Origin of the sequence: Pseudomonas putida, assembly GCF_026625125.1 — a bacterium.
GTDB lineage: Bacteria > Pseudomonadota > Gammaproteobacteria > Pseudomonadales > Pseudomonadaceae > Aquipseudomonas > Aquipseudomonas putida_X.
Map to the genome: position 1 here is coordinate 3,259,281 of NZ_CP113097.1, position 19,806 is coordinate 3,279,086.

17 protein-coding genes are annotated in these 19,806 nt (G+C 62.0%); 4 read left to right on the top strand and 13 right to left on the bottom strand.

Features of this window, described 5'->3' with window-relative positions:
* Nucleotides 1-41: 41 nt before the first annotated feature.
* The gene (locus OSW16_RS15040) at nt 42-950 is read right to left on the bottom strand and encodes a helix-turn-helix domain-containing protein (RefSeq protein WP_267816367.1); all 909 of its coding nucleotides are present in this window, start codon (nt 948-950) and stop codon (nt 42-44) included.
* A 150-nt stretch (nt 951-1,100) separates the two neighbouring features.
* Here OSW16_RS15040 and OSW16_RS15045 point away from each other — a divergent pair, with 150 nt between their 5' ends.
* The 3 genes from OSW16_RS15045 to OSW16_RS15055 all read left to right on the top strand — a co-directional run bounded on the left by OSW16_RS15045 (nt 1,101) and on the right by OSW16_RS15055 (nt 4,922).
* On the top strand, nt 1,101-2,459 hold the full coding sequence (locus tag OSW16_RS15045; protein ID WP_267816368.1) for a glutamine synthetase family protein: 1,359 nt from the start codon (nt 1,101-1,103) through the stop codon (nt 2,457-2,459).
* A 64-nt stretch (nt 2,460-2,523) separates the two neighbouring features.
* Nucleotides 2,524-3,612: a polyamine ABC transporter substrate-binding protein gene (locus tag OSW16_RS15050; RefSeq protein ID WP_267816370.1), complete on the top strand. Its 1,089-nt coding sequence runs from the start codon at nt 2,524-2,526 to the stop codon at nt 3,610-3,612.
* A 14-nt stretch (nt 3,613-3,626) separates the two neighbouring features.
* Nucleotides 3,627-4,922 carry an NAD(P)/FAD-dependent oxidoreductase gene (locus tag OSW16_RS15055; RefSeq protein ID WP_267816371.1) on the top strand — a complete coding sequence of 432 codons (1,296 nt, stop codon included), beginning with the start codon at nt 3,627-3,629 and terminating at the stop codon, nt 4,920-4,922.
* A gap of 1 nt (nt 4,923) precedes the next feature.
* Here OSW16_RS15055 and OSW16_RS15060 read toward each other — a convergent pair whose 3' ends face one another.
* Nucleotides 4,924-6,300, bottom strand: coding sequence for an L-serine ammonia-lyase (locus tag OSW16_RS15060; RefSeq protein ID WP_267816374.1), 1,377 nt, complete (start codon nt 6,298-6,300; stop codon nt 4,924-4,926).
* Nucleotides 6,301-6,446: 146 nt separating this feature from the next.
* On the opposite strand from OSW16_RS15060, the gene OSW16_RS15065 reads away from it, so the two are divergent.
* Nucleotides 6,447-7,412 (top strand): LysR substrate-binding domain-containing protein, encoded by a 966-nt coding sequence (locus OSW16_RS15065; RefSeq protein WP_267816376.1) that lies wholly within the window; start codon nt 6,447-6,449, stop codon nt 7,410-7,412.
* Here OSW16_RS15065 and OSW16_RS15070 read toward each other — a convergent pair whose 3' ends face one another.
* The 11 genes from OSW16_RS15070 to OSW16_RS15120 all read right to left on the bottom strand — a co-directional run bounded on the left by OSW16_RS15070 (nt 7,413) and on the right by OSW16_RS15120 (nt 19,604).
* The gene (locus tag OSW16_RS15070) at nt 7,413-9,074 is read right to left on the bottom strand and encodes a phosphoethanolamine transferase (protein ID WP_267816378.1); all 1,662 of its coding nucleotides are present in this window, start codon (nt 9,072-9,074) and stop codon (nt 7,413-7,415) included.
* Nucleotides 9,075-9,116: 42 nt separating this feature from the next.
* Entirely contained in the window at nt 9,117-10,535 is a 1,419-nt protein-coding gene (locus OSW16_RS15075) for an undecaprenyl-phosphate glucose phosphotransferase (RefSeq protein ID WP_267823988.1), read from the bottom strand.
* 171 nt (nt 10,536-10,706) lie between these two features.
* Nucleotides 10,707-11,456: a WecB/TagA/CpsF family glycosyltransferase gene (locus OSW16_RS15080; RefSeq protein ID WP_267816380.1), complete on the bottom strand. Its 750-nt coding sequence runs from the start codon at nt 11,454-11,456 to the stop codon at nt 10,707-10,709.
* Entirely contained in the window at nt 11,457-12,644 is a 1,188-nt protein-coding gene (locus OSW16_RS15085; RefSeq protein ID WP_267816382.1) for a glycosyltransferase family 2 protein, read from the bottom strand.
* Nucleotides 12,641-13,843 (bottom strand): glycosyltransferase family 4 protein, encoded by a 1,203-nt coding sequence (locus OSW16_RS15090; RefSeq protein WP_267816384.1) that lies wholly within the window; start codon nt 13,841-13,843, stop codon nt 12,641-12,643. The genes OSW16_RS15085 and OSW16_RS15090 overlap by 4 nt, the downstream gene beginning before the upstream one ends.
* 79 nt (nt 13,844-13,922) lie before the next feature.
* Nucleotides 13,923-14,879 (bottom strand): VirK/YbjX family protein, encoded by a 957-nt coding sequence (locus tag OSW16_RS15095; RefSeq protein ID WP_267816386.1) that lies wholly within the window; start codon nt 14,877-14,879, stop codon nt 13,923-13,925.
* 10 nt (nt 14,880-14,889) lie between these two features.
* Nucleotides 14,890-15,864 (bottom strand): glycosyltransferase, encoded by a 975-nt coding sequence (locus OSW16_RS15100; protein WP_241803657.1) that lies wholly within the window; start codon nt 15,862-15,864, stop codon nt 14,890-14,892.
* Between the two features lie 61 nt (nt 15,865-15,925).
* The gene (locus OSW16_RS15105) at nt 15,926-16,450 is read right to left on the bottom strand and encodes a serine O-acetyltransferase (RefSeq protein WP_241803660.1); all 525 of its coding nucleotides are present in this window, start codon (nt 16,448-16,450) and stop codon (nt 15,926-15,928) included.
* Between the two features lie 8 nt (nt 16,451-16,458).
* Complete coding sequence (locus OSW16_RS15110) at nt 16,459-17,415, bottom strand: glycosyltransferase family 2 protein (RefSeq protein WP_241803661.1); 957 nt, start codon at nt 17,413-17,415, stop codon at nt 16,459-16,461.
* A complete protein-coding gene (locus OSW16_RS15115) occupies nt 17,408-18,025 on the bottom strand; it encodes an acyltransferase (protein WP_267816390.1) in 618 nt (205 codons plus the stop codon). The genes OSW16_RS15110 and OSW16_RS15115 overlap by 8 nt, the downstream gene beginning before the upstream one ends.
* Nucleotides 18,026-18,137: 112 nt before the next feature.
* Nucleotides 18,138-19,604 carry an FAD-dependent oxidoreductase gene (locus OSW16_RS15120; protein ID WP_267816392.1) on the bottom strand — a complete coding sequence of 489 codons (1,467 nt, stop codon included), beginning with the start codon at nt 19,602-19,604 and terminating at the stop codon, nt 18,138-18,140.
* Nucleotides 19,605-19,806 lie beyond the last annotated feature (202 nt).

Below are 19,806 nucleotides of genomic sequence, written 5' to 3' on the forward strand. Positions count from 1 at the left end.
CTGGCGGGCACGATAGCAACTTTGGCGAAGCAATGCTGGGTTTAACCGCGAACCGGCCGCCCCCGCTTGAGCGTCTCGCTGGGCAACTCCCGGAACAACTGCCGGTAGCTTTCGGAAAAGCGCCCCAAATGCCAGAACGACCAGCGCATGGCCACCTCGGCCACCGTCACCCCGCCCCCGCGCAACAGGTCACGCCGAGCCCCGTTGAGCCGGCGAAGCCGCAGCCAATGGGCCGGCGGCATACCGGTAAAGGCCTTGAATGCCTGCTGCAACTGGCGCAGGGAAACGCCGGCAACGTCCGCCAACTCCACCAGGTTGAGGGTTTCTTCCGGGCAGTCGGCAGCCCACTCGCTGACCCGCTGCATGATCGCCCGCTCCTCTCCCCGCCGCCCCAGCGCCCCGCCCTGCAGCCGCTGGCAGGCGTTATCCAGGATGAACAGGCAGTCTTCGAGCAACTGCTCGGCCAACGCTTGCCCCGCCAGCGGGCAATCCGCTTCCCCTAGCCGGGTCAGGGTAGCGCTGAGCCAACTGCCGAACAGCGCATTCTGGCCGCTGCCCAGCGGCACCATGAACAAGCCGTCAAGGCGCTGCGGGTCGAGGCCGTGGCTGGCCAGGAAGGCCTGGTCGAACACCACCGCGACTTCCTGGTAGTTCTCCGGTGTGATCCAGATATTCCGGCTCTGTTCGTTGAGCAGGTACAGGCTGTTTTCGCTGCGGTCGAAGCAGAACGCCAACGCGCCGCTGGGGGCACGGAAAAACTGCTCGACCCGCGTGTTCAGGCGCTCTTCGTACACCTGCACGCCATCCAGGCCCAGGCAACGCAGCTGGCCGCTGAAGTTGCCGGGCGACATCTGCCGGTACTGCTGCTGCCAACCGGGGGTGGCGCGCACCTGCTCAGTGACATCGGTGGTGTGGAAAGCCTGGACCTGCAAGGCATTGGGCGTTGTCACGCTGCGTCCTAATTGCACTCTTTTGGTGCATTCATTGCCGAAGAAAGTGGATAGATTGCCCATGGGGGCTGCGCCCAAGATAGCCCTCAGCACGGCATGTGGGAAGGCTCCTGCACACCAGTGCCACAAAAACCCAACCAAGAGGTCTGTATGAACGCCCCCTTCGATCAGCTTTCCACCTGGCTGAAAGAACACCGGATCACCGAAGTCGAATGCGTGATCAGCGACCTGACCGGCATCGCCCGCGGCAAGATCGCGCCGACCGCCAAGTTCCTCCATGAGCGTGGCATGCGCCTGCCCGAAAGCGTGCTGCTGCAGACCGTCACCGGCGACTACGTAGACGATGACATCTACTACAGCCTGCTCGATGCCGCTGACATCGACATGGTCTGCCGCCCTGACCCGACTGCGGTGTACCAGATTCCCTGGGCCATCGAACCGACCGCCATCGTGATCCACGACACCTTCGACAAACAGGGCAACCCGATCGAACTGTCGCCGCGCAACGTGCTGAAGAAAGTACTCGAGCTCTATGCCGACAAGGGCTGGCGGCCGATCGTCGCTCCGGAAATGGAGTTCTACCTGACCAAGCGTTGCGAAGACCCGGACTTGCCACTGCAAGTGCCACTGGGCCGCTCCGGCCGCGCCGAAAGCGGGCGCCAGTCGTTCTCCATCGACGCCGCCAATGAATTCGACCCACTGTTCGAAGACGTCTATGACTGGTGCGAGCTGCAAGGCCTGGACCTGGACACGTTGATCCACGAAGACGGCCCGGCGCAGATGGAGATCAATTTCCGCCATGGCGATGCGCTGGACCTGGCCGACCAGATCACCGTGTTCAAACGCACCATGCGCGAGGCAGCGCTCAAGCACAACGTCACGGCCACCTTCATGGCCAAGCCGATCACCGACGAACCGGGCAGTGCCATGCACCTGCACCAGAGCGTGGTCGATATCGCCAGCGGCAAACCCGTGTTCGCCAATGACGATGGCAGCATGAGCGAGCTGTTCCTGCACCATATCGGCGGCCTGCAGAAGTACATCCCCAAGCTGCTGCCGATGTTTGCGCCGAACGTCAACTCGTTCCGCCGCTTCCTGCCGGACACCTCGGCGCCGGTCAACGTCGAATGGGGCGAGGAAAACCGCACCGCTGGCCTGCGCGTGCCGACCTCCAGCCCGGACGCCATGCGCGTGGAAAACCGCCTGCCGGGCGCCGACGCCAACCCCTACCTGGCGATCGCCGCGAGCCTGCTGTGCGGCTACCTGGGCATGGTCGAAAAGGTCGAGCCCAGTGCGCCAGTACAGGGCCGCGCCTACGAGCGGCGCAACCTGCGCCTGCCGATCACCATCGAGGACGCGCTGCAGCACATGGAGGACTGCCAGACCGTACAGCGCTACCTGGGCAAGCAGTTCGTCCAGGGCTACGTGGCGGTCAAACGTGCCGAGCATGAAAACTTCAAACGTGTGATCAGTTCGTGGGAGCGTGAATTCCTGCTGCTCAGCGTCTGATCTTCGGGGCTGCTGTGCAGCCCCTACCACCCAACGCAAAGAACAAGACCAACGAGGTGTCGACATGCGTCATCTGCAAGCCCTGATTCCCGCAGCATTCACCCTGCTGTTCGGTGCAGCCGCCCAGGCTGAGCCCACGGTCAGCGTTTACAACTGGACCGACTACATTGGTGATACCACCCTGGCCGACTTCCAGGCCAAGACCGGGATCAAGGTGGTCTATGACGTATTCGACTCCAACGAAACCCTGGAGGGCAAACTGCTTGCCGGGCGCACCGGCTACGATGTGGTCGTGCCGTCCAACCACTTCCTCGCCCGCCAAGCGCAGGCCGGCGCCTTCTTGCCACTGGACCGTAGCAAGCTGCCGAACTGGAAGCACCTGGACCCCAAACTGCTCAAGCAACTCGAACAGAACGACCCCGGCAACCAGTACGCGGTGCCCTACCTGTGGGGCACCAACGGCATCGGCTACAACGTCGAAAAGGTCAAAGCTGCACTGGGCATCGAGCGTATCGATTCCTGGGCGGTGCTGTTCGAGCCCGAGAACCTCAAGAAACTCAAACAGTGCGGCGTGGCCTTCATGGACTCGCCCGACGAACTGTTCCCAGCCATGCTCAATTACCTGGGCATGGACCCGCGCAGCGAAAAGCCGGCTGACTACGCCAAGGCCGAAGCGCACCTGCTCGCACTGCGCCCTTACATCACCTACTTCCACTCGTCCAAATATGTCTCGGACCTGGCCAACGGCGACATCTGTATCGCGTTCGGCTATTCCGGCGATGTGTTCCAGGCCGCCCACCGCGCAGTCGAGGCGAAAAACGGCGTGAAGATCGCCTACAGCATCCCCAAGGAAGGCAGCAACCTGTGGTTCGACCTGCTGGCCATTCCCAAGGACGCCAGCAACCCCGAGCAGGCGCTGGCCTTCATCAACTACCTGCTCGAACCGCAGGTGATCGCCAAGGTCAGCACCACGGTCGGCTATGCCAATGCCAACCCCGACGCCAAGGCCTACATGGATGAATCGCTGGTCAACAACCCCGAGATCTACCCGCCCCAGGAGGTGCTGGACAAACTGTACATTTCCAGCACGCCGAGCCCGAAGATCATGCGTGTCATGACCCGTTCCTGGAGCAAGATCAAGTCCAACCGCTGAGCCGAGAGCGCGCCATGCCATTCGATACCCAACACACTGCGTCTTACTACGCCGCCACCGCGCGCGATACCGCGCCCTACCCTAGCCTGGACGGCGAACTGACCGCGGATGTGTGCGTGGTCGGCGGTGGGCTGACCGGGGTCAATACCGCGCTGGAGCTGGCCGAGCGTGGCCTGTCGGTGATCCTGCTCGAAGGACGGCGCGTCGGCTGGGGCGCCAGCGGGCGCAACGGTGGCCAGTTGATCCGCGGCATCGGCCATGACGTCAGCGGTTTTGCCCGCTACGTCGGCCAGGATGGCGTGCGCTACCTGAAACAGGCTGGCATCGACTCGGTGGCCCTGGTGGCCAGGCGCATCGAGCAGTACGGCATTGCCTGCGACCTGCGCTGGGGCTTCTGCGAGCTGGCCAATACACCTGCCCAGTTCGCGGCGTTCAAGGACGAGCAACGCGACCTGGCGGAACTTGGCTATAGCCATGAAACGCGCCTGGTCGAGCGTGAGCGGCTGCACGAAATCGTTGCCAGCGACCAGTACGCCGGCGGGCTGGTGGACATGGGGTCGGGCCATCTGCACCCGCTCGACCTGGTCCAGGGTGAAGCGCGCGCGGCGCACAGCCTGGGGGTACGCATTTTCGAGCAGAGCCCGGTGCTGCGCATCGAGCACGGCGCCACGGTCACCCTGCACACCGCTCGGGGCAAGGTCAGGGCACACAGCCTGGTGCTCGGTTGCAATGCCCACCTCGACGAGCTGGAGCCACGCCTGAGCGGTAAAGTGCTGCCTGCCGGCAGCTACGTGGTGGCCACCGAGCCACTGCCCGAGGCCGTGGCCAAGGCGCTGATACCGCAGAACATGGCGATGTGCGACCAGAAGGTCGGCCTGGATTACTACCGCCTCACCGCAGACCGTCGGCTGCTGTTCGGCGGGGCCTGCCATTATTCAGGGCGCGACCCGAAGGACATCGCCGCTTACATGCGGCCCAAGGTGCTCAAGGTCTTCCCGCAACTGGCCGAGGTACGCATCGATTACCAGTGGGGCGGGATGATCGGCATCACCGCCAACCGCTTCCCACAGGTCGGGCGGCTGAGCCAGTACCCGAATGTCTACTACGCCCAGGGCTACTCCGGGCATGGCCTGAACGTGACGCACTGGACGGCCAGGCTGCTGGCTGAAGGGATCGCGGTGGGGCACAGCCAGGGGCTGGATGTCTTCAGCGCCGTGCCCCACCTCACCTTCCCAGGCGGCAAGGCGTTGCGCTCGCCGCTGCTGGCATTGGGGATGCTGTGGTATCGGGTGCGCGAGGTGCTGGGCTGACTCAGCACTCGACGAACGCCACCGCCAGGCCACCGCGCGAGGTTTCCTTGTAGTTGGCATGCATGTCGGCGCCGGTGTCACGCATTGTGCGAATCACCCGGTCCAGCGAGATGAAGTGCTCGCCATCACCGCGCAAGGCCATCTGCACAGCATTGATCGCCTTGACCGCGGCGATCGCATTGCGCTCGATGCACGGCACCTGGACCAGCCCGCCGACCGGGTCACAGGTCAAGCCCAGGTTGTGTTCCAGGGCGATCTCGGCGGCGTTTTCCAATTGCCCGGGTGTAGCGCCCAGCACTTGGGCAAGGCCGGCGGCGGCCATCGAGCATGCCGAACCCACCTCGCCCTGGCAGCCCACTTCGGCACCGGAGATCGATGCATTCTTCTTGCACAGGATACCGACAGCGGCAGCGGCCAGCAGGAACGCCACCACATCGTCGTCGCTGGCGACGGGGTTGAACTTCATGTAGTAGTGCAACACCGCAGGGATGATACCCGCCGCGCCGTTGGTCGGCGCGGTGACCATGCGCCCGCCGGCGGCGTTCTCTTCATTGACCGCCAGGGCGAACAGGTTGACCCACTCCATCGCGCTCAAAGTCGAGCCGATCACATTGGGTTTGCCCAGTTCCTGCAGGCTGCGATGCAAGCGTGCAGCGCGGCGCTTGACGCCAAGCCCGCCAGGCAGAATGCCCTCGTTGCGCAGGCCGTTGTCGACGCACTCACGCATTGCGGCCCATATCCGCAGCAGCCCTTCGCGCACCTCGGCTTCGCTGCGCCACGCGCATTCATTGGCCAGCATCAACTGGACAACGCTCAGCTGATGGGCCTTGCACAGCGCCAGCAACTGGGCCGCACTGGAGAATTCGTAGGGCAGCGTCACAGCAGCCGCTTGGTTGTGCGGCGCGTCGATTTCACCCTGCTCGACAATGAAGCCGCCGCCAACGGAATAGTAGGTTTGGCTGAGCAGGCTGCCCTGCTCGCCCATGGCCTCCAGGGTCATGGCATTGGGGTGATAGGGCAAGTTCTCGTCCAACAGCAGCATGTCGCGTGCATAAATGAATGTCAGCGGGTGGCTGGCGTCGAGCATCAGGCATTGCTCCTGCATCACCTGAGCGATACGTGAGTCGATCGTGGCCGGGTCGATGCGGTCCGGCCACTGCCCCATCAGGCCGAGCAGGCAGGCGCGGTCTGTGGCATGGCCCACGCCCGTAGCGGAAAGCGACCCATACAGGCGCACTTCGATACGCCGCACCTGGCCCAGCAAGCCTTGGGTGCGCAGTGCCTGGGCAAAGGTGGCAGCTGCCCGCATGGGGCCGACGGTGTGGGAACTGGACGGGCCGATGCCGATTTTGAAAAGGTCGAAAACACTGATAGCCATGCTAATGCCTGACCGCGCCGGGCTGAAACACCGTTACGCGGCTGTCTGGATAAATTGAACGCTACTGCGAAGTTGCGCGATACTGCCGCGCTCACCTGTTGATGACCAACGAAACTTTCTAAGCAAGGCTTTAGCAGAGCTAAACGATGCGACGACAAATGAACGGCCAGATGTTCGTCTGGCTGCATGTTTTTTCCTGTGCAGCCCGGCACCTCTCCTTCACCCGGTGCGCCGAGGAATTGCACATCACCCCCGGCGCGGTCAGCCAGCAGATGCGCCAACTGGAAGAGCGCCTTGGTTACCGCCTGTTCCTACGCCGTGCACGCGGGGTTGAGCTGAGCGCCGAGGGGCAGCGCCTGGCGCAGACCGTGGCCGAGGCCTACGGCAGCATCGAAGCCGAACTGCTGCGCCTGGATGCCGGCGAAATCCGCGGCACCTTGCGCGTACGCTCGATTCCCTCGTTCCTGGCCAAGTGGCTGACACCGCGCCTGCCGCGCTTTCAGCAGCGGTATCCGGATATCGAGTTGCGTCTGGTGGCCGAAGACAGCGCGCAGGCGCTGAACCCAGGCGACTTCGACCTGGCCATTGACCTGAATGATGGCAGCTACCCGGGCATGCTCTCGACGCCGCTGCTGGATGAACAGGTCTTCCCCGTCTGCTCGCCAGCCCTGCTGCGCGGCCGCCCGCCGTTGCACGGGCCTGCGGACCTTGCCCACTATCCCCTGCTGCACGACATCACCGCCTGGCGCGGCAGTTCGGATTTTGCCGAATGGGAGTTCTACCTGGAGGGCATCGGTGCGCCAGGGCTGGACGTGCGACGCGGGCATACCTTCAACCGCAATCACTTGACGATCGAAGCGGCGATTGCCGGGATCGGGGTGGCCATAGCCCGCCGCACCTTGCTCAATGATGAGCTTGAACGGGGCGCATTGATCGTGCCGTTCGGTGTGCCGATCGCCAACCACAAGCGCTATGTGGTGCATTACCCGCCAGGCGGGCTGAACCAGCCGGGCGCTCGTGCGGTGCACGACTGGCTGGTGGAAGAGGCCAACAGCTTTCGCATGCAGCACCCTGTTCAAGCACGTCACGTGACGACCCGCATACCCGCGTGATCATTCCACTGCAACGCGCTTCACATCGAAATCAAACGAGGGCACGTACTCACCGGCCAGCACATGTGGGCATTTGGACGGGACGAAGTTGTCGCTCAACAGGTCTTGGGCGCTGTCATAACCCGGCATGGAAATGCCCGTGATGTTCAACAACGTATGGGCAAGGGAGGAAATGCTGACGGTCTGCCCTTCCCGCTGTTTGAGTTTGTCCAGCACGTGCGCCTGCCGCTGCAGCAGGCTGCCGGAAGCCCAGATGAACGCTGCCACCGAAAGATCATACTCATTGCCCATGCCATGGCCCAACAGACCGCGGCTGTCATCCAGCAAATTCTCGCCATGGTCAGACGAATAGACCAATAACGCCTTGCGCTGGCTGCTTTTGAGTTGATCGATGATACGGCCCAACAGCCAGTCGGTGTACAGGATCGAGTTATCGTAATCTGCGGTGATCCGGTCCTTCGCGCTGTCGCTTGCCGGCTTGAACTTGCCGAACTCGCGTGGGTAGCGGCGGGCATAATCGAAATGGCTGCCCTTGATATGAATGAAGATGGCCTGTTTCTGCCTGCCGCCCTGCCGGATGATGTCTTCGTAGGCTTGCATCAAGGCGCCGTCGTAGCTGCGCTCAAAGTATTGGCGGGTCTGCGCCTCAGCAGCAATCTGCGGAATGATCCCGCCAAAACTGTCGACTTCCTGGGAAGACAGCCAGTACGTTCTGTAGCCGGCAGCGCGGTAGATGCCAACCAGGGATTTGGTCGAGGCGATCAGGTCCCAGTGCTTGATCGGCGCCAGGCTGAGCAATGAAGGCACGGCGACCGACGTATAGGGCGCCGTGGTGCACATGCTGTTGAACTTGAACACCCCCACCTCTTTGTCGAGGTTCGGCGTGGTGGGTTGGTGGTAACCATACAGCGACCAGTTGTGTGGCCGTGAGGACTCGCCGATGACGAACACGAGGGTCTCGACATCAGCGGCGTCCGACACTGCAGTTATCTTCACCTCGGACTCCAGGCGCTGTTTGATATAGCGCTTGGACTCGGCATACAACGTGACCGTCAAGCCGATTTGCGACAAATAACCTACCGGGGTACTTTGATCCTTGGCTGCCAGGTCCAGGACTGCACTCTTACCCAGCGAATTGAGTTTGACGGTTTTGTAGAAATAGGCGCCATACCCGACCAACAAGGCACTTATCGTCAAGCCAAAAATCGCCTTGTTCTTGTAAAACGTGCGCCGGTACACGCCAGCCAAGCCAACGCCATAACACAGCACGAATACCAGCAGTACCGCACTGATCGAATGCCAGTAGGTACTGAGAAAATCAGTCGCCTCTTTATAATTGGTCAGCCCGATAAAAAGATAGGCTGCCGTCAAGCGCGAACCAAAGTTCAGAACCAGGAACAGATCGACACTGGCCGCCAGATAGAATGGCAACAACAGAAGATGAACCTTGAATTGATTGGCTGAAACGAACCGCGTGGCCAGCAGCCATAACACTGAAATGACCAGTGTGTAGATGACCAACAAATCCATTTTCGAGCAATTGCACTCGACCAACAGCTTGACGAACAACGGCGAGAGCAGAAACGCCCATAACAGAAAAATCGGCCACTCGGCCTTCGCTACCCTCGACACAACCCCGCCCAGCCAAGACAACCTGTTCATGGATCCCTGCCCCTTTGGATGGCGCGTGGTCGAGTACCGGCTTCAGTAGGCCTGCTTGCCGGTAAAGGCACTGAGCGTTCGAACCAGAATCACGAAGTCGAGCCAGAGCGACCAGTTGTTGATGTACTCGATGTCCGAGTTCACCCGCTGGATCATCTGTTCGATGTCCTTGGTTTCCCCCCGGTAGCCCCGCACCTGTGCCAGGCCTGTCATGCCGGGCTTGATGTTGTGGCGGGCGAAGTAGTCGACGATGTCCTGGGAGTACAACGTATCGTGTTGCAGCGCATGCGGACGCGGGCCCACCAGCGACATCTCGCCCGTCAATACATTGAACAGCTGCGGCAACTCATCCAGGCTGGTGCGCCGGATGAAGGCGCCGACCCGGGTCAGCCTTGGGTCATTCTTCTGCGCCTGCTGGACCACGCCAGCATCGGGTTGGTGGACGCGCATGCTGCGAAACTTCCAGATGCGAAACGACTCCCCCGTCCACCCGGTACGTTCCTGGCGGAAAAACACCGGCCCCGGGCTGTCGAACTTGATGATCGCGGCCACCACCAGCAGTACCGGCGAGGCACACAGCAGAATGAACGCAGCCAGCACGCGGTCTTCCAGGTTCTTCAGGAACAGGCTCATGCCGGTGAGCGGAGTTTCCGACAACGTCAATACCGGGATGCCGGCAATCTCACGGACGCTGTGGTTGATCAGGCGCAGCGAGAAGATATCGGGCACCCAGTTGACCGCAATGCACTTGTCCAAGAGTTTCAGGTAGACATCGTTGATCAGCTCAGAGCCGCCCAGCGGCGTCACCAGATAGACCGTGCGGATCGCGTGCTTGGCGATGAGCTCGTCCAGGTCGGCAATACGGCCCAATACAGGCAGGCGCAACTTTGCATCGGCCATGTCCTGCCCATCGAGTTGCTCATCGATCAGCACACAACCGACCACCCGCTCACCGAACCAGGGGTTGTTACTGATTTTCTGGTAGAGGAAGTTCGCCAAGTCGCCCCCGCCGATAATCAACGCGTTGTCCTGGCGAGCATGAGCAGTAAAGCGCTTTTGCAGTTCGCGCACCACAATATGCAGGAGCAACTGGGCAATGTAACCAAACACAAATAACTGCACCACCAACAGCCGCGAATAGGTTTCACTCTGTTTGGTGAGAAACGCGATAACTACTAAGAAACAAAACGTGGCAGACCACGCCTTGAACAACCGGAAGGCTTTGACGGACAGGCCAACGTTACTACGATAAATGGCATAGTGATCATAAATGACGGCCAGCGCACCTATCAGCAGCAACAGCATGATCACGTAGTCTGAAGTAATATACCCAAACTGGTCATAGATCAGATACCACGCAACACTGGTGACGGCGATGCCATCGAGGCCGGCTTGAATGGCGTTACTCACACTACTTCTTCGCTGCAGCAAAGAACGGCTGCTTCTAGGCTCGAATACCATTATGAGGCCTCTTTTTATGTGCGTGACCCACCTGTTGCCATTACACCCGTGCGATACAACCAACCTTAGATCCAACACCAGATCAGTCAAAAAAGCTGCCACGACTCCCCGCGCCGCCTGATATCACTGTAGCAGTACCCGGCAGGCAGTGCGGGGCTCAATCCGCCTCGCTCACGGCCCTGTCAGGGTCGCTTTGCCGAACAGCAACGCCCGCAGCAGGAACAGCGGATTGCCAACCACATAGCGCACGAACAGCCGCTTGGGCTCCCTGCTCAGCCTGTACACCCATTCGCCGCCCAAGCGGCGTAACCAGTCCGGCGCCCGGGTGACCTTGCCGCCCATGAAATCCAGGATCGCTCCGCCGCAGACGATCAGGCAGGGCCTGCCCAATTCAGCCAGGCGCGCTGCGACGTTCTCCTGCTTGGGCATGCCCATGCCCAGCACGATCAGTTCCGGCTGCTGCTGCCGCGCCAGGTCGATGTAGGTGTCGATACTGGCAAAGCCGTCATGCAGCGACACGACGTTTACCCCGTAAAGCGCTTCGGCCTGGTCGGCGGCCCGGCTCAGGTACGGCTCCTGGGTGCCCCAGAACGCTACCCGCCTGCCGTTGAACGCAGCCAGCAACTCGGGAATGAAATCGGTGCCGTTCATGTTCAGCCCGGGCGCCAGCCCCAGGCGCCGATACAGTATCGCGATGCCCGACCCGTCGCGCAGCAGCACGTCCGCTGCCGCCAGCGCGGTGCAGTAGTCGGCGTTGGCAGCCACCAGGTTCATGGCATGGGCATTGACGAAGCCCAACACCGTGGCCGTGCGCGGCGCGCTCAGTGCCTGCAGCACCTGCTGCTCATCAGCGGCGTCATCGACCACGCGCAGCTTGTCGATGATCGTCTTCCAGCGTCGCACCCAGGGCCATGCGTCCATTCAGCTGTCATCCCGTTTCGAGCGCACCCAGTCAACCTGGCGCTTGAGCAGAAAACCGAGGTAAAGGGGAATCTTCTTCGCCGCGTAGAACGGCGCATACAGCAATACGGAAAACGGGATCACCTCACGCGAGAAGCGCCACCAGGCCAACACCACCGCGGCCAGCAACAGCGCAAGGTTGATGGTGGCAAGCACTGCCGGCAGTACAATGCCGAAGACCGCAAATGCCAGCCATGCCACGCTGAACACCACTACCATGGCCAAGGCCAGCAGCGCCAACGGCGGTACCAGCAGGTCCACGGCCATGGCCAGCAAAGGCCAGTTACCCTGCGCCAGCGAGCGGCGGATCAACCCGGGGCCCTCCGTCAGCAGCAACCCCAGATGGCCATGCTCCCAGCGGGTGCGTTGGCTGTTCAGGCCTTCCTGGCTGGTCGGGAACTGGCTGGTGACAGTGGCCGCCGGGCAGAACAGCGGGGGTTTGCCATCGCGGCACAGCTCCAGGCCCAGCTTAATGTCTTCGACCAGGTGGCCGGTCGCCAAGTTGGCCGCTGTCACGTCCTGCCAACTGAACGCCATGCCCGCCCCCATCAACTGGCACGGCAAGCCTGCCCGAGCCCATCCACGCGGGCGCACCAGGTTCTTCACGCGCCAGGCGAATTCGGCGACCTGCACTTTCAGCCCAGCGCCTGCAGGTGCATGCATCAGGTACAAAGACTGCACCGGCCGGCCAGACTCGACGCAACTGTGCGCCAGGCGCTCGACGGCACCGGCGCTCACCTGGCAATCGGCGTCGATGATCAGCACCACCTGCGGCGGGTTGTGCGCCAGATGCCGTACGCCGTAGTCCAGCGCATAACCCTTGCCACGCAGGTGCGGGTCCTGACGCTCGATCACCTGCGCACCGGCAGCCCGCGCCAATGCGGCGGTATCGTCGCTGCAGTTGTCCGCCACCACCAGCAACTGGTCGCCCTCGCGCAATTGCCCGGCGATGCTCGCCAGTGCAGACGCGATGACCAGCGCCTCGTTGTGCGCCGGTACCAACACCGCCACCCGTGGCCGTGCGCCCTTGAGCTGTGGCTCCGGCCGCGCCGGCAGGCAAGCCAACAGCACCTGGACCAACAGCACCAGCACCGGCAGCAGCACAAGCAATGCCACGATGCCTAACAGCCAACTCAATAAAGTAATCATGCAATTGCCTTGAAATAGCGAACCAGCCTGGCCGCTTCGGTATCGATATCGTGACGCTGGAGCACGCGCTCGTAGGCAGCCTGGCCCATCTGCTGCAGGGCCTGGGCAGGCTGCGCCAGGCAATCCGCCATGGCCTCGGCCAACGCTTGCACTTCGCCTGCCGGGAACAGCCAACCGTTTTCCCCTTGCCGAACCAGCTCGGGGATGCCAGCGACAAAGGTCGTCAATACCGGACGACGCAAGGCCATGGCCTCCATGAGGACCACAGGCAGCCCTTCGGCGAAACTCGGCAGCACCAGCGCGCGGGCAGCAAGGATTTCTTCCCGGACCTGGGCGCTGCTGATCCAGCCCGTGACGCGCACCTGGCCCTGCAAACCATGGCGGGCGATCAACGCGTCGATCTGCTCACGCATTTCACCATCGCCGGCCAGCACCAGTTCGAACGCCACCCCGTCGGCGAACAGGCGCCGGGCGGCTTCAAGCAGCAGCAGCTGGCCCTTCTGCTCGCACAGGCGCCCTACGCATACCAGCCGCGGCGCTGCCGGGGGCGCGATGGCCGGGCCTTCATGGAAACTGCGCTCCAGGCCGCAATGCACCACCTTCACCTTGACCCAGTGCTCATGGGCCACCCAGCGAAACAACTGGCTGCGCCCGTACGAGCTCACCGCAGCGACGAATGCGGCGCGGCGCACCTTCTCTGCCATGTGCAGGAATTGCGGCTTGTCGAACTCCTCCGGCCCGTGCACGGTGAAGCTGTAGCGGGGGCCACCGAGGGTGTTGGCCAGCATGACCACCTCGGTGGAATTGGTGCCGAAATGCGCGTGCACGTGCTCCGCAGCAGCGCTTTTCAGCCACTGCACGACACGGCACGCTTCAGCCAGATAGACCAGGTGATAAGGCCAGGCTCGATCGGCGCGCAACCCCATGCTCAACGCCAGGCGCAACGCTGAAAGGAAACGCCGCGGCTCGGCGCGCGCTACCTGCAGCATCGGTTTGAGCAGGCTTTTGAGGCCCCCTTGCAGCACGTAGCGGGTCTTGCCCCGCTCGGCGATATCTTCATCGTCCTGCAACTCGGCGTCCCAACCCCGCAGGGCGATGCGTTGAACCTCCATGCCTTGACGTTCGAGCGCCAGAATTTCGCGACGAATGAAGCTGTGACTGACCTTGGGATACTGATTGATGAAATAAGCAATGCGCATACGCCCCCAAATCGAAATCCGTTTACTGATAGGGTCGGGCCGCTTCGGCGACGCCCTGACCTTTACCTCATGCTGTGGCTCACTGACTACAGGCTAGCTGAGGATGCAACGGCAGCGCTGTTTGCGTGGTGGTGCCGGGCAGTGCTGCTTCTATCTTGGCGAAAACGTCGTCCAGTAGCGCGTTGCGGCGTCTGTACATGGCGCGTTTCTTCGGCGCGATGTCCTCCAGATTACGCTTGGCAGGCGCCAGGGGGAGCTCGAAGAAGCCCTCACGCAGCGATGCCTCGGCACCGCTCTCCTGCCATATCACATCATAGTTGGCTGCCAGGTCCTGAGCCTTATCAACCCCGAAATAGGGGTGGCGGTGGTGCCGGCACTGATCACCGACAGCATGGATGCGCGCGACCCCGACCGTTCTGGCCAGGCACTTGAGGGCTTCGAGCAGAAAGCTTCGGGGGCGCAACCCTTCGAAATCCTTGGTCAGGTCGCGGTAGATGTTCAGGGAGGTTTCGCTGTCGATGCCTTTATGAATACCTTGCACGGCGCCAATGAACAGGCACAACTCGCCCTCTGTGCGGCACAGGGTGAACGCCAACGACGCCACGCGCAGGTCAGCCTGGAACAGGTTGATCACCAATTCCCCCTCACGCTTGAACCAGATCGGCCGATCCAGCACCAGAGCACAATCCTTGGAGTAGGCCGACAGGTCACAGACCACTCGGCGTTCCTCGCGCCCCAACAGCAACAGTGCCGGCAACTGGCTGACGACCACCTCATAGTGCGAGGCCACCACATCGAGCCGCTCACGGGCATCCCAGCATTTGCTGATGTATGGCCACTGCACCACCCCGATGCAGTCCACGCCTAGCCGGGCAAAGCGCTCGTTGCCCAGCGCAGCGGACATGCGCTGCATGAAGGTGCGCAAGTCCGGCCACTGCCTGATCATGGCTGCGCCCAGCTTGTACTTGTTGTTGAGCGCCCGCAGCGAGTAGCCCGGTTGCAAGGTGAGGACGCTTTTGGCTAACGATCCGAGCATCTTAGGCATCTCATTTGTACTCGATCAACGCCGGGTTGCCGGCCGTGTACCTGTTCAGCACAAACCTCATCTGGCCCAGCATCTCCGGGAATTTGCCCAGCACCAGAAAGGCCGCCTGCACTGCGTTTTCCCGCGCCGACCTGCCGCCACGGCGCGCCAGGCGCAGCATCTGCAAGGGGTAGACCAGCAGCAACCACAGTGCCCACGGGCCCGCCCAGACGCTTGCCAGTGCAACCAGCAGTGGAATGCCCAGGCCCCACAACCAGGCACGGCGTGACTCACGCAGCCAATGCCGTTCCGGCGGCGCCCCATGCAGGCAGGCACCTTCGGCATAGGCGTAGCCTGCGCGTACGCTGCGCCGCCACCACTGGCCGAAGCGTGTCATGGCGGCATCGTGCAACGTCATTTCAGCAGCCAGGCGCCAGACCTTCCAGCCCGCCGCCCTGAGCCGCACGCACAGCTCGGGCTCCTCCCCGGCGATCAGCGCCGAGCGATAGCCCGCGACGGCCACGAAGGCATCCACACGCATCAGCGCATCACCGCCACAGGCCTTGGTTTCACCCACCGGGGTGTCCCACTCCAGGTCACACAGCCAGTTGTAGACCGAGTGCTGGGGAAAGCGCTCGCGGCGCCGCCCACACACCACCGCCACCTGCGGGTGGGCGTCGAGAAAGGCTCGCGCCGTGGCGAGCCAGCCGGCATCCACTTCGCAATCGCCATCGACGAACTGCACAAGGCGCACGGCAGGCAGGGCCCTTTGCAGGCAGGCGAAGCCCTCGTTGCGTGCACGCGCGGCCGTGAAAGGTCTGCTCATGTCCAACGTCAGCACCTCGACACCCAGGGCCGATGCCCGTTGCACGGAACCATCCGTGGAACCTGAGTCGACGTACACCACCTTGTCCGCACGACCTGCCAACGACGCCAGGCAGCGCTCCAGACGAAGGCCTTCGTTACGGCCGATAACCACTACGCCAATGCCTGTCACCCTGGACCTCACTCGCAACGCTTGATCAAACCACCCCGTGTACGGTCAGCCATTGCCTGGCTCATGTGAACTCCATCGCTTCGCTGGGTTTTCTCGCCTTGATGGTCGCGGGTACGCCCACGGCCAGTGAGTTGTCCGGCACATCGATCAGCACCACCGCGTTGGAGCCGATCGCGACGTTGTTGCCGATGCGAATGTTGCCCAGCACCTTGGCCCCGGCGCCGATATCGACGTTGTTGCCAAAGATGGGCGCAATCGGTTCATTGACGTTCTTCAGGCCAACCACCACACCGTTGCGGATCCGGCAGTCATCGCCGAACCGCGCATAGCCGCTGATGACGATGCCGCCGAAATGATCGATGACGAAGTTGCGGCCGATCACCACTTCACAGGGCAACTCGACGCCGGTGATGATCTGCACGAATTTGAACAGCACCTTGTAGACAAACGACAGCAGCTTGCGCAGAAGCGCCGGCCGCACCCCGTAGCGCCAACGGCCAAAGCGATAGACCACCAGCACCCAGAAGCCCTGGGCCCCCCAATCTCCACCGTGTGCACGCAAGTCCGCGCGTATGTTCTGGAACATGGCTTCACCTACCGTGTTGGTTGGCTGGCAAACTGGGTCCTGAGCAACAGCGACCAGGTGGCGCGCGTGTGCAGCCAACAGGCCTTTATCGCGCCCCAGCCTCGCCCCTTGAGCAGTGCCTTGAGCGCCAGCACCAGGTCACCCAGGCTTACCAGCACCATGTGCAGGATCAGGCCCGGCACGCCATGGTGCTTGCGAAAGTACAGCAGCTCGCTCTCGATCTGGTAGCTGGAGATCTGCCGGCTCGCAGCCTCCAGCTCGGCGACCGACTTGGAGCTCTCCCCGCCGATGTGCACGACGGTGGTATGCGGGTAGAACACCACCTTCCATCCGGCATCCTTGACCCGCTTGCAATGGTCGACTTCCTCGTAATAAAGGAAGTAGCGCGGGTCGAACAGGCCCACCTGATCGAGCACTTCACGACGCACCAGGTAGAAACAGCCCGGCAACCAGTCGCATTCACGCACCGAGGCATGGTCCCAGGTCATCTCGTCGACCATCTTCACCCCGGGGAAAAAGCGCCCCAGCCCGGTACGCGCGACAAACACATTCAAGGGCGTGGGGAAGTACCTGCAACTGGGCTGCAGATCACCGTCGCGCCCCACCAGGCGCACGCCCAGCACGCCGCAGTCCGGGTGCGCGTCCATGTAATCGATGGTTTTCTGCAGGCTGTCGGCAGCGACGAAAGCGTCGGTGTTGAGCAACAGCGCGTACTTGCCCTGCAGGTGCGCCAGCAACTGGTTGTTGGCGCGGCCAAAACCGACATTGTGCGTGTTGCTCAGCAGCACAGCTTCGGGGCAGACCTCGGCCAGGCGCTGCACCGAATCGTCGACGGATGCGTTGTCCACTACCAGATAGCTGGCCAACCGTTCACTGCCGGCTTGGCGCAGCGCATCGAACATCGGCTGCAGCAACGATGCGGTATTGAAATTGACGACCATCACATCGACGGGTTTTCTATCCATTGCTGCCGTCTCCGAAGAAATACTCGCTGCGTTGGCGCGCCAGTGCAGGTTCTACCGTCGGGTCGTAAGCGCCTTTGCGCTGCTTGACCGTTTCGATCCAGGGGTAGGCATTGCAACGCGCTTCGACCCGGGTGATCAGCTCTTCGGTGGTGCAGATGACTCTGGCCGGGTTACCGCCGACTACCGTGCCAGGCGGTACATCCTTGGTGACGACTGCCCCGGCGGCAACCACCGAGTCAGGCCCGATGGTCACGCGCGGCATGACGATCGCGCCATGCCCGACGAAGCAGTTGTCCTTGATGTCAATGTAGCCGACCGAATCGAGGTGCTTGCCGTAACAGATCTCGATCAGCGCAACCACACCGTCGTGGCCGATCAAGGTACAGTCCGACAGGCCCACATTGCTGCCGATACGCACCAGCGTGGGGTCGGTAACATTGCAGCCGCAGTTGATATACACATTGCTGCCCACCGAGTGGAATTTGCCCCACCGTGCCAGGTAGGTGCCCCACTCCAAGGGCGTGGGGTTGCAGAATTTCTTGTAAGCCGAACCTCCCCGTCCTGTTGAGTAGACATACTGCGTCATGGCATTGCGTATCCATCCAATCATTCTGCTACCCTCGCACTTCTAGCGGTCCTGGACTGTCCCTGAGGCGAACCGGTCTCATTCTTGTTCATGCTGACCCTGTCGCACTCAACCCTTCCCCACGTTGCTCATCCCTTCAAGCCATCGCGCCACTGGCCGCCCTCATTTTCGTATCGAGGTGGTCGGCCAATCTGAGGGCGAATTGCAACAGCGGCATCGTCGGGTTCGAGGCGCCGCCCGTAGCAAAAATGCTGCTGCCCGCTACATAGAGGTTTTCACTGCCGAACACCTTGCAGTCGGCGTCGACCACGCCGAACTCGGGGGATGCCGCCATGCGTGTCGTGCCCATGTGATGGGCATGGGGCGACAGTTTCAAGGGCAGTTCGGTGTCATAGACATAATCGTTGAGCTTGATGAAGCCCAGTCCCGCCTGGGCGAACTGCTTGGCCAGTTCCGCGCCGATGCACTTGATGGTATGCCTGTCGGTGGCACTGAGCACCCAATTGACATTGACCTTGGCAACGCCCAGCTCGTCTTTTTCGTCGAGCAGCGATAGCCGGCTTTGCGCATCCGGGAACTGCTCGATCATCGTGGTCAGCACGCCATCGCCGGGGCAGCTGAACTTGGCGACGAACTCGATCTTGCTGGCCAGCCCCATCTGACACGCCAGGTTTTCCAGAAAGTATTTGACCTCAGCCGTTCTACCGTAGGTCTGCACATCGGCCAGTACCGTAGCAGAGACATTGCCCTTGCCGGCCTGGTACTCAGCGACGAATGCATCGGTGGTGTAATACTGGCGTTGCTCGGTGCCCACGCCATCTTTGAGAATGAAGGTGCCCAGGTCGATGTTCAGGTGTTCCATCAGGCAACGTCCGGTCAGGCCTTCTTTTTTCACCACCCCCGCCTTCACAAGCGAAGCGCTGTTGAGCAATTGCCTGGCGTTCTCGATCGCCCCCATCGCCAAGACGAACTGATTGGCCACGACACGCTCGCGCTGTTTGTCGTAATCGCACACTACCGCTGCCTGCAACTGCCCTGAGGCCTGATCGAATTCGAGGTCGACACAGTTGCAGTTGATGAACACTTCCAGCCCAGGCGTTTCTGTGAGCGCCGACGCATACTTTTGCGCGAACCGTGTTGGCGGGCTCAGCAGAAAACAATCAGCGTCGAATTCGCCCCCGTTCAGGCCAGTGTTCTCGGGTTTGAAATCAGCCCCGTGCGGCAAGTCGACGATCGCCATGGCCGCCGGCAGGTAGCGCTCGATCTGCGCATAATCGATCGGCCAGCCCGGAAGGCCCACCGGCGGTGCTACGGCAAAATCCGAAGCCGTGAACGGGCGGCAACGGCCTGCCCAATGATTGGAGGTGCCGCCCAGGTAACGCAGGCGCGTCTGTTCGGCATAAAGCTCAAGGCCGGTCGAACTGCAGGCGTAGAGGTTCTGCGAGCGTGGTTCATACTCATGCCCTCCCCCTTCGAGCAGCGCCACGCTCCACCCCGCCTGCGCCAATTGCAGGGCCAGGGTGATGCCGGCCGGGCCGGCACCGATGATGCACACGTCGTAGGCCTTGCGCAGGGTCTTCTCAGCCTGGAAGTCCTTGATCATGCTCGACTGTCCTTGAAGTATTCGCTAGGCAAGACCCACCCGTTGATCACGACGAACCCGCCCTTTTGCGCAGGCTCGCGCGCTACCCGGGCGCCAATACCGAAAACGGCTACGCCCGCCCCCAGCACTACCCCACTGCGAAGAAAGCCGCGACGACCCAATTGCCGACCAAGAAACTGTAGCTTCCCCATGATCACAAGAC

Bases quoted from the DNA above. Each gene is read 5' to 3' on its own strand.
- OSW16_RS15045 (WP_267816368.1), top strand. From the start codon at position 1,101: ATGAACGCCCCCTTCGATCAGCTTTCCACCTGGCTGAAAGAACACCGG.
- OSW16_RS15050 (WP_267816370.1), top strand. From the start codon at position 2,524: ATGCGTCATCTGCAAGCCCTGATTCCCGCAGCATTCACCCTGCTGTTC.
- OSW16_RS15055 (WP_267816371.1), top strand. From the start codon at position 3,627: ATGCCATTCGATACCCAACACACTGCGTCTTACTACGCCGCCACCGCG.
- OSW16_RS15060 (WP_267816374.1), bottom strand. From the start codon at position 6,300: ATGGCTATCAGTGTTTTCGACCTTTTCAAAATCGGCATCGGCCCGTCC.
- OSW16_RS15065 (WP_267816376.1), top strand. From the start codon at position 6,447: ATGCGACGACAAATGAACGGCCAGATGTTCGTCTGGCTGCATGTTTTT.
- OSW16_RS15070 (WP_267816378.1), bottom strand. From the start codon at position 9,074: ATGAACAGGTTGTCTTGGCTGGGCGGGGTTGTGTCGAGGGTAGCGAAG.
- OSW16_RS15075 (WP_267823988.1), bottom strand. From the start codon at position 10,535: ATGGTATTCGAGCCTAGAAGCAGCCGTTCTTTGCTGCAGCGAAGAAGT.
- OSW16_RS15080 (WP_267816380.1), bottom strand. From the start codon at position 11,456: ATGGACGCATGGCCCTGGGTGCGACGCTGGAAGACGATCATCGACAAG.
- OSW16_RS15085 (WP_267816382.1), bottom strand. From the start codon at position 12,644: ATGATTACTTTATTGAGTTGGCTGTTAGGCATCGTGGCATTGCTTGTG.
- OSW16_RS15090 (WP_267816384.1), bottom strand. From the start codon at position 13,843: ATGCGCATTGCTTATTTCATCAATCAGTATCCCAAGGTCAGTCACAGC.
- OSW16_RS15095 (WP_267816386.1), bottom strand. From the start codon at position 14,879: ATGCTCGGATCGTTAGCCAAAAGCGTCCTCACCTTGCAACCGGGCTAC.
- OSW16_RS15105 (WP_241803660.1), bottom strand. From the start codon at position 16,450: ATGTTCCAGAACATACGCGCGGACTTGCGTGCACACGGTGGAGATTGG.
- OSW16_RS15110 (WP_241803661.1), bottom strand. From the start codon at position 17,415: ATGGATAGAAAACCCGTCGATGTGATGGTCGTCAATTTCAATACCGCA.
- OSW16_RS15115 (WP_267816390.1), bottom strand. From the start codon at position 18,025: ATGATTGGATGGATACGCAATGCCATGACGCAGTATGTCTACTCAACA.
- OSW16_RS15120 (WP_267816392.1), bottom strand. From the start codon at position 19,604: ATGATCAAGGACTTCCAGGCTGAGAAGACCCTGCGCAAGGCCTACGAC.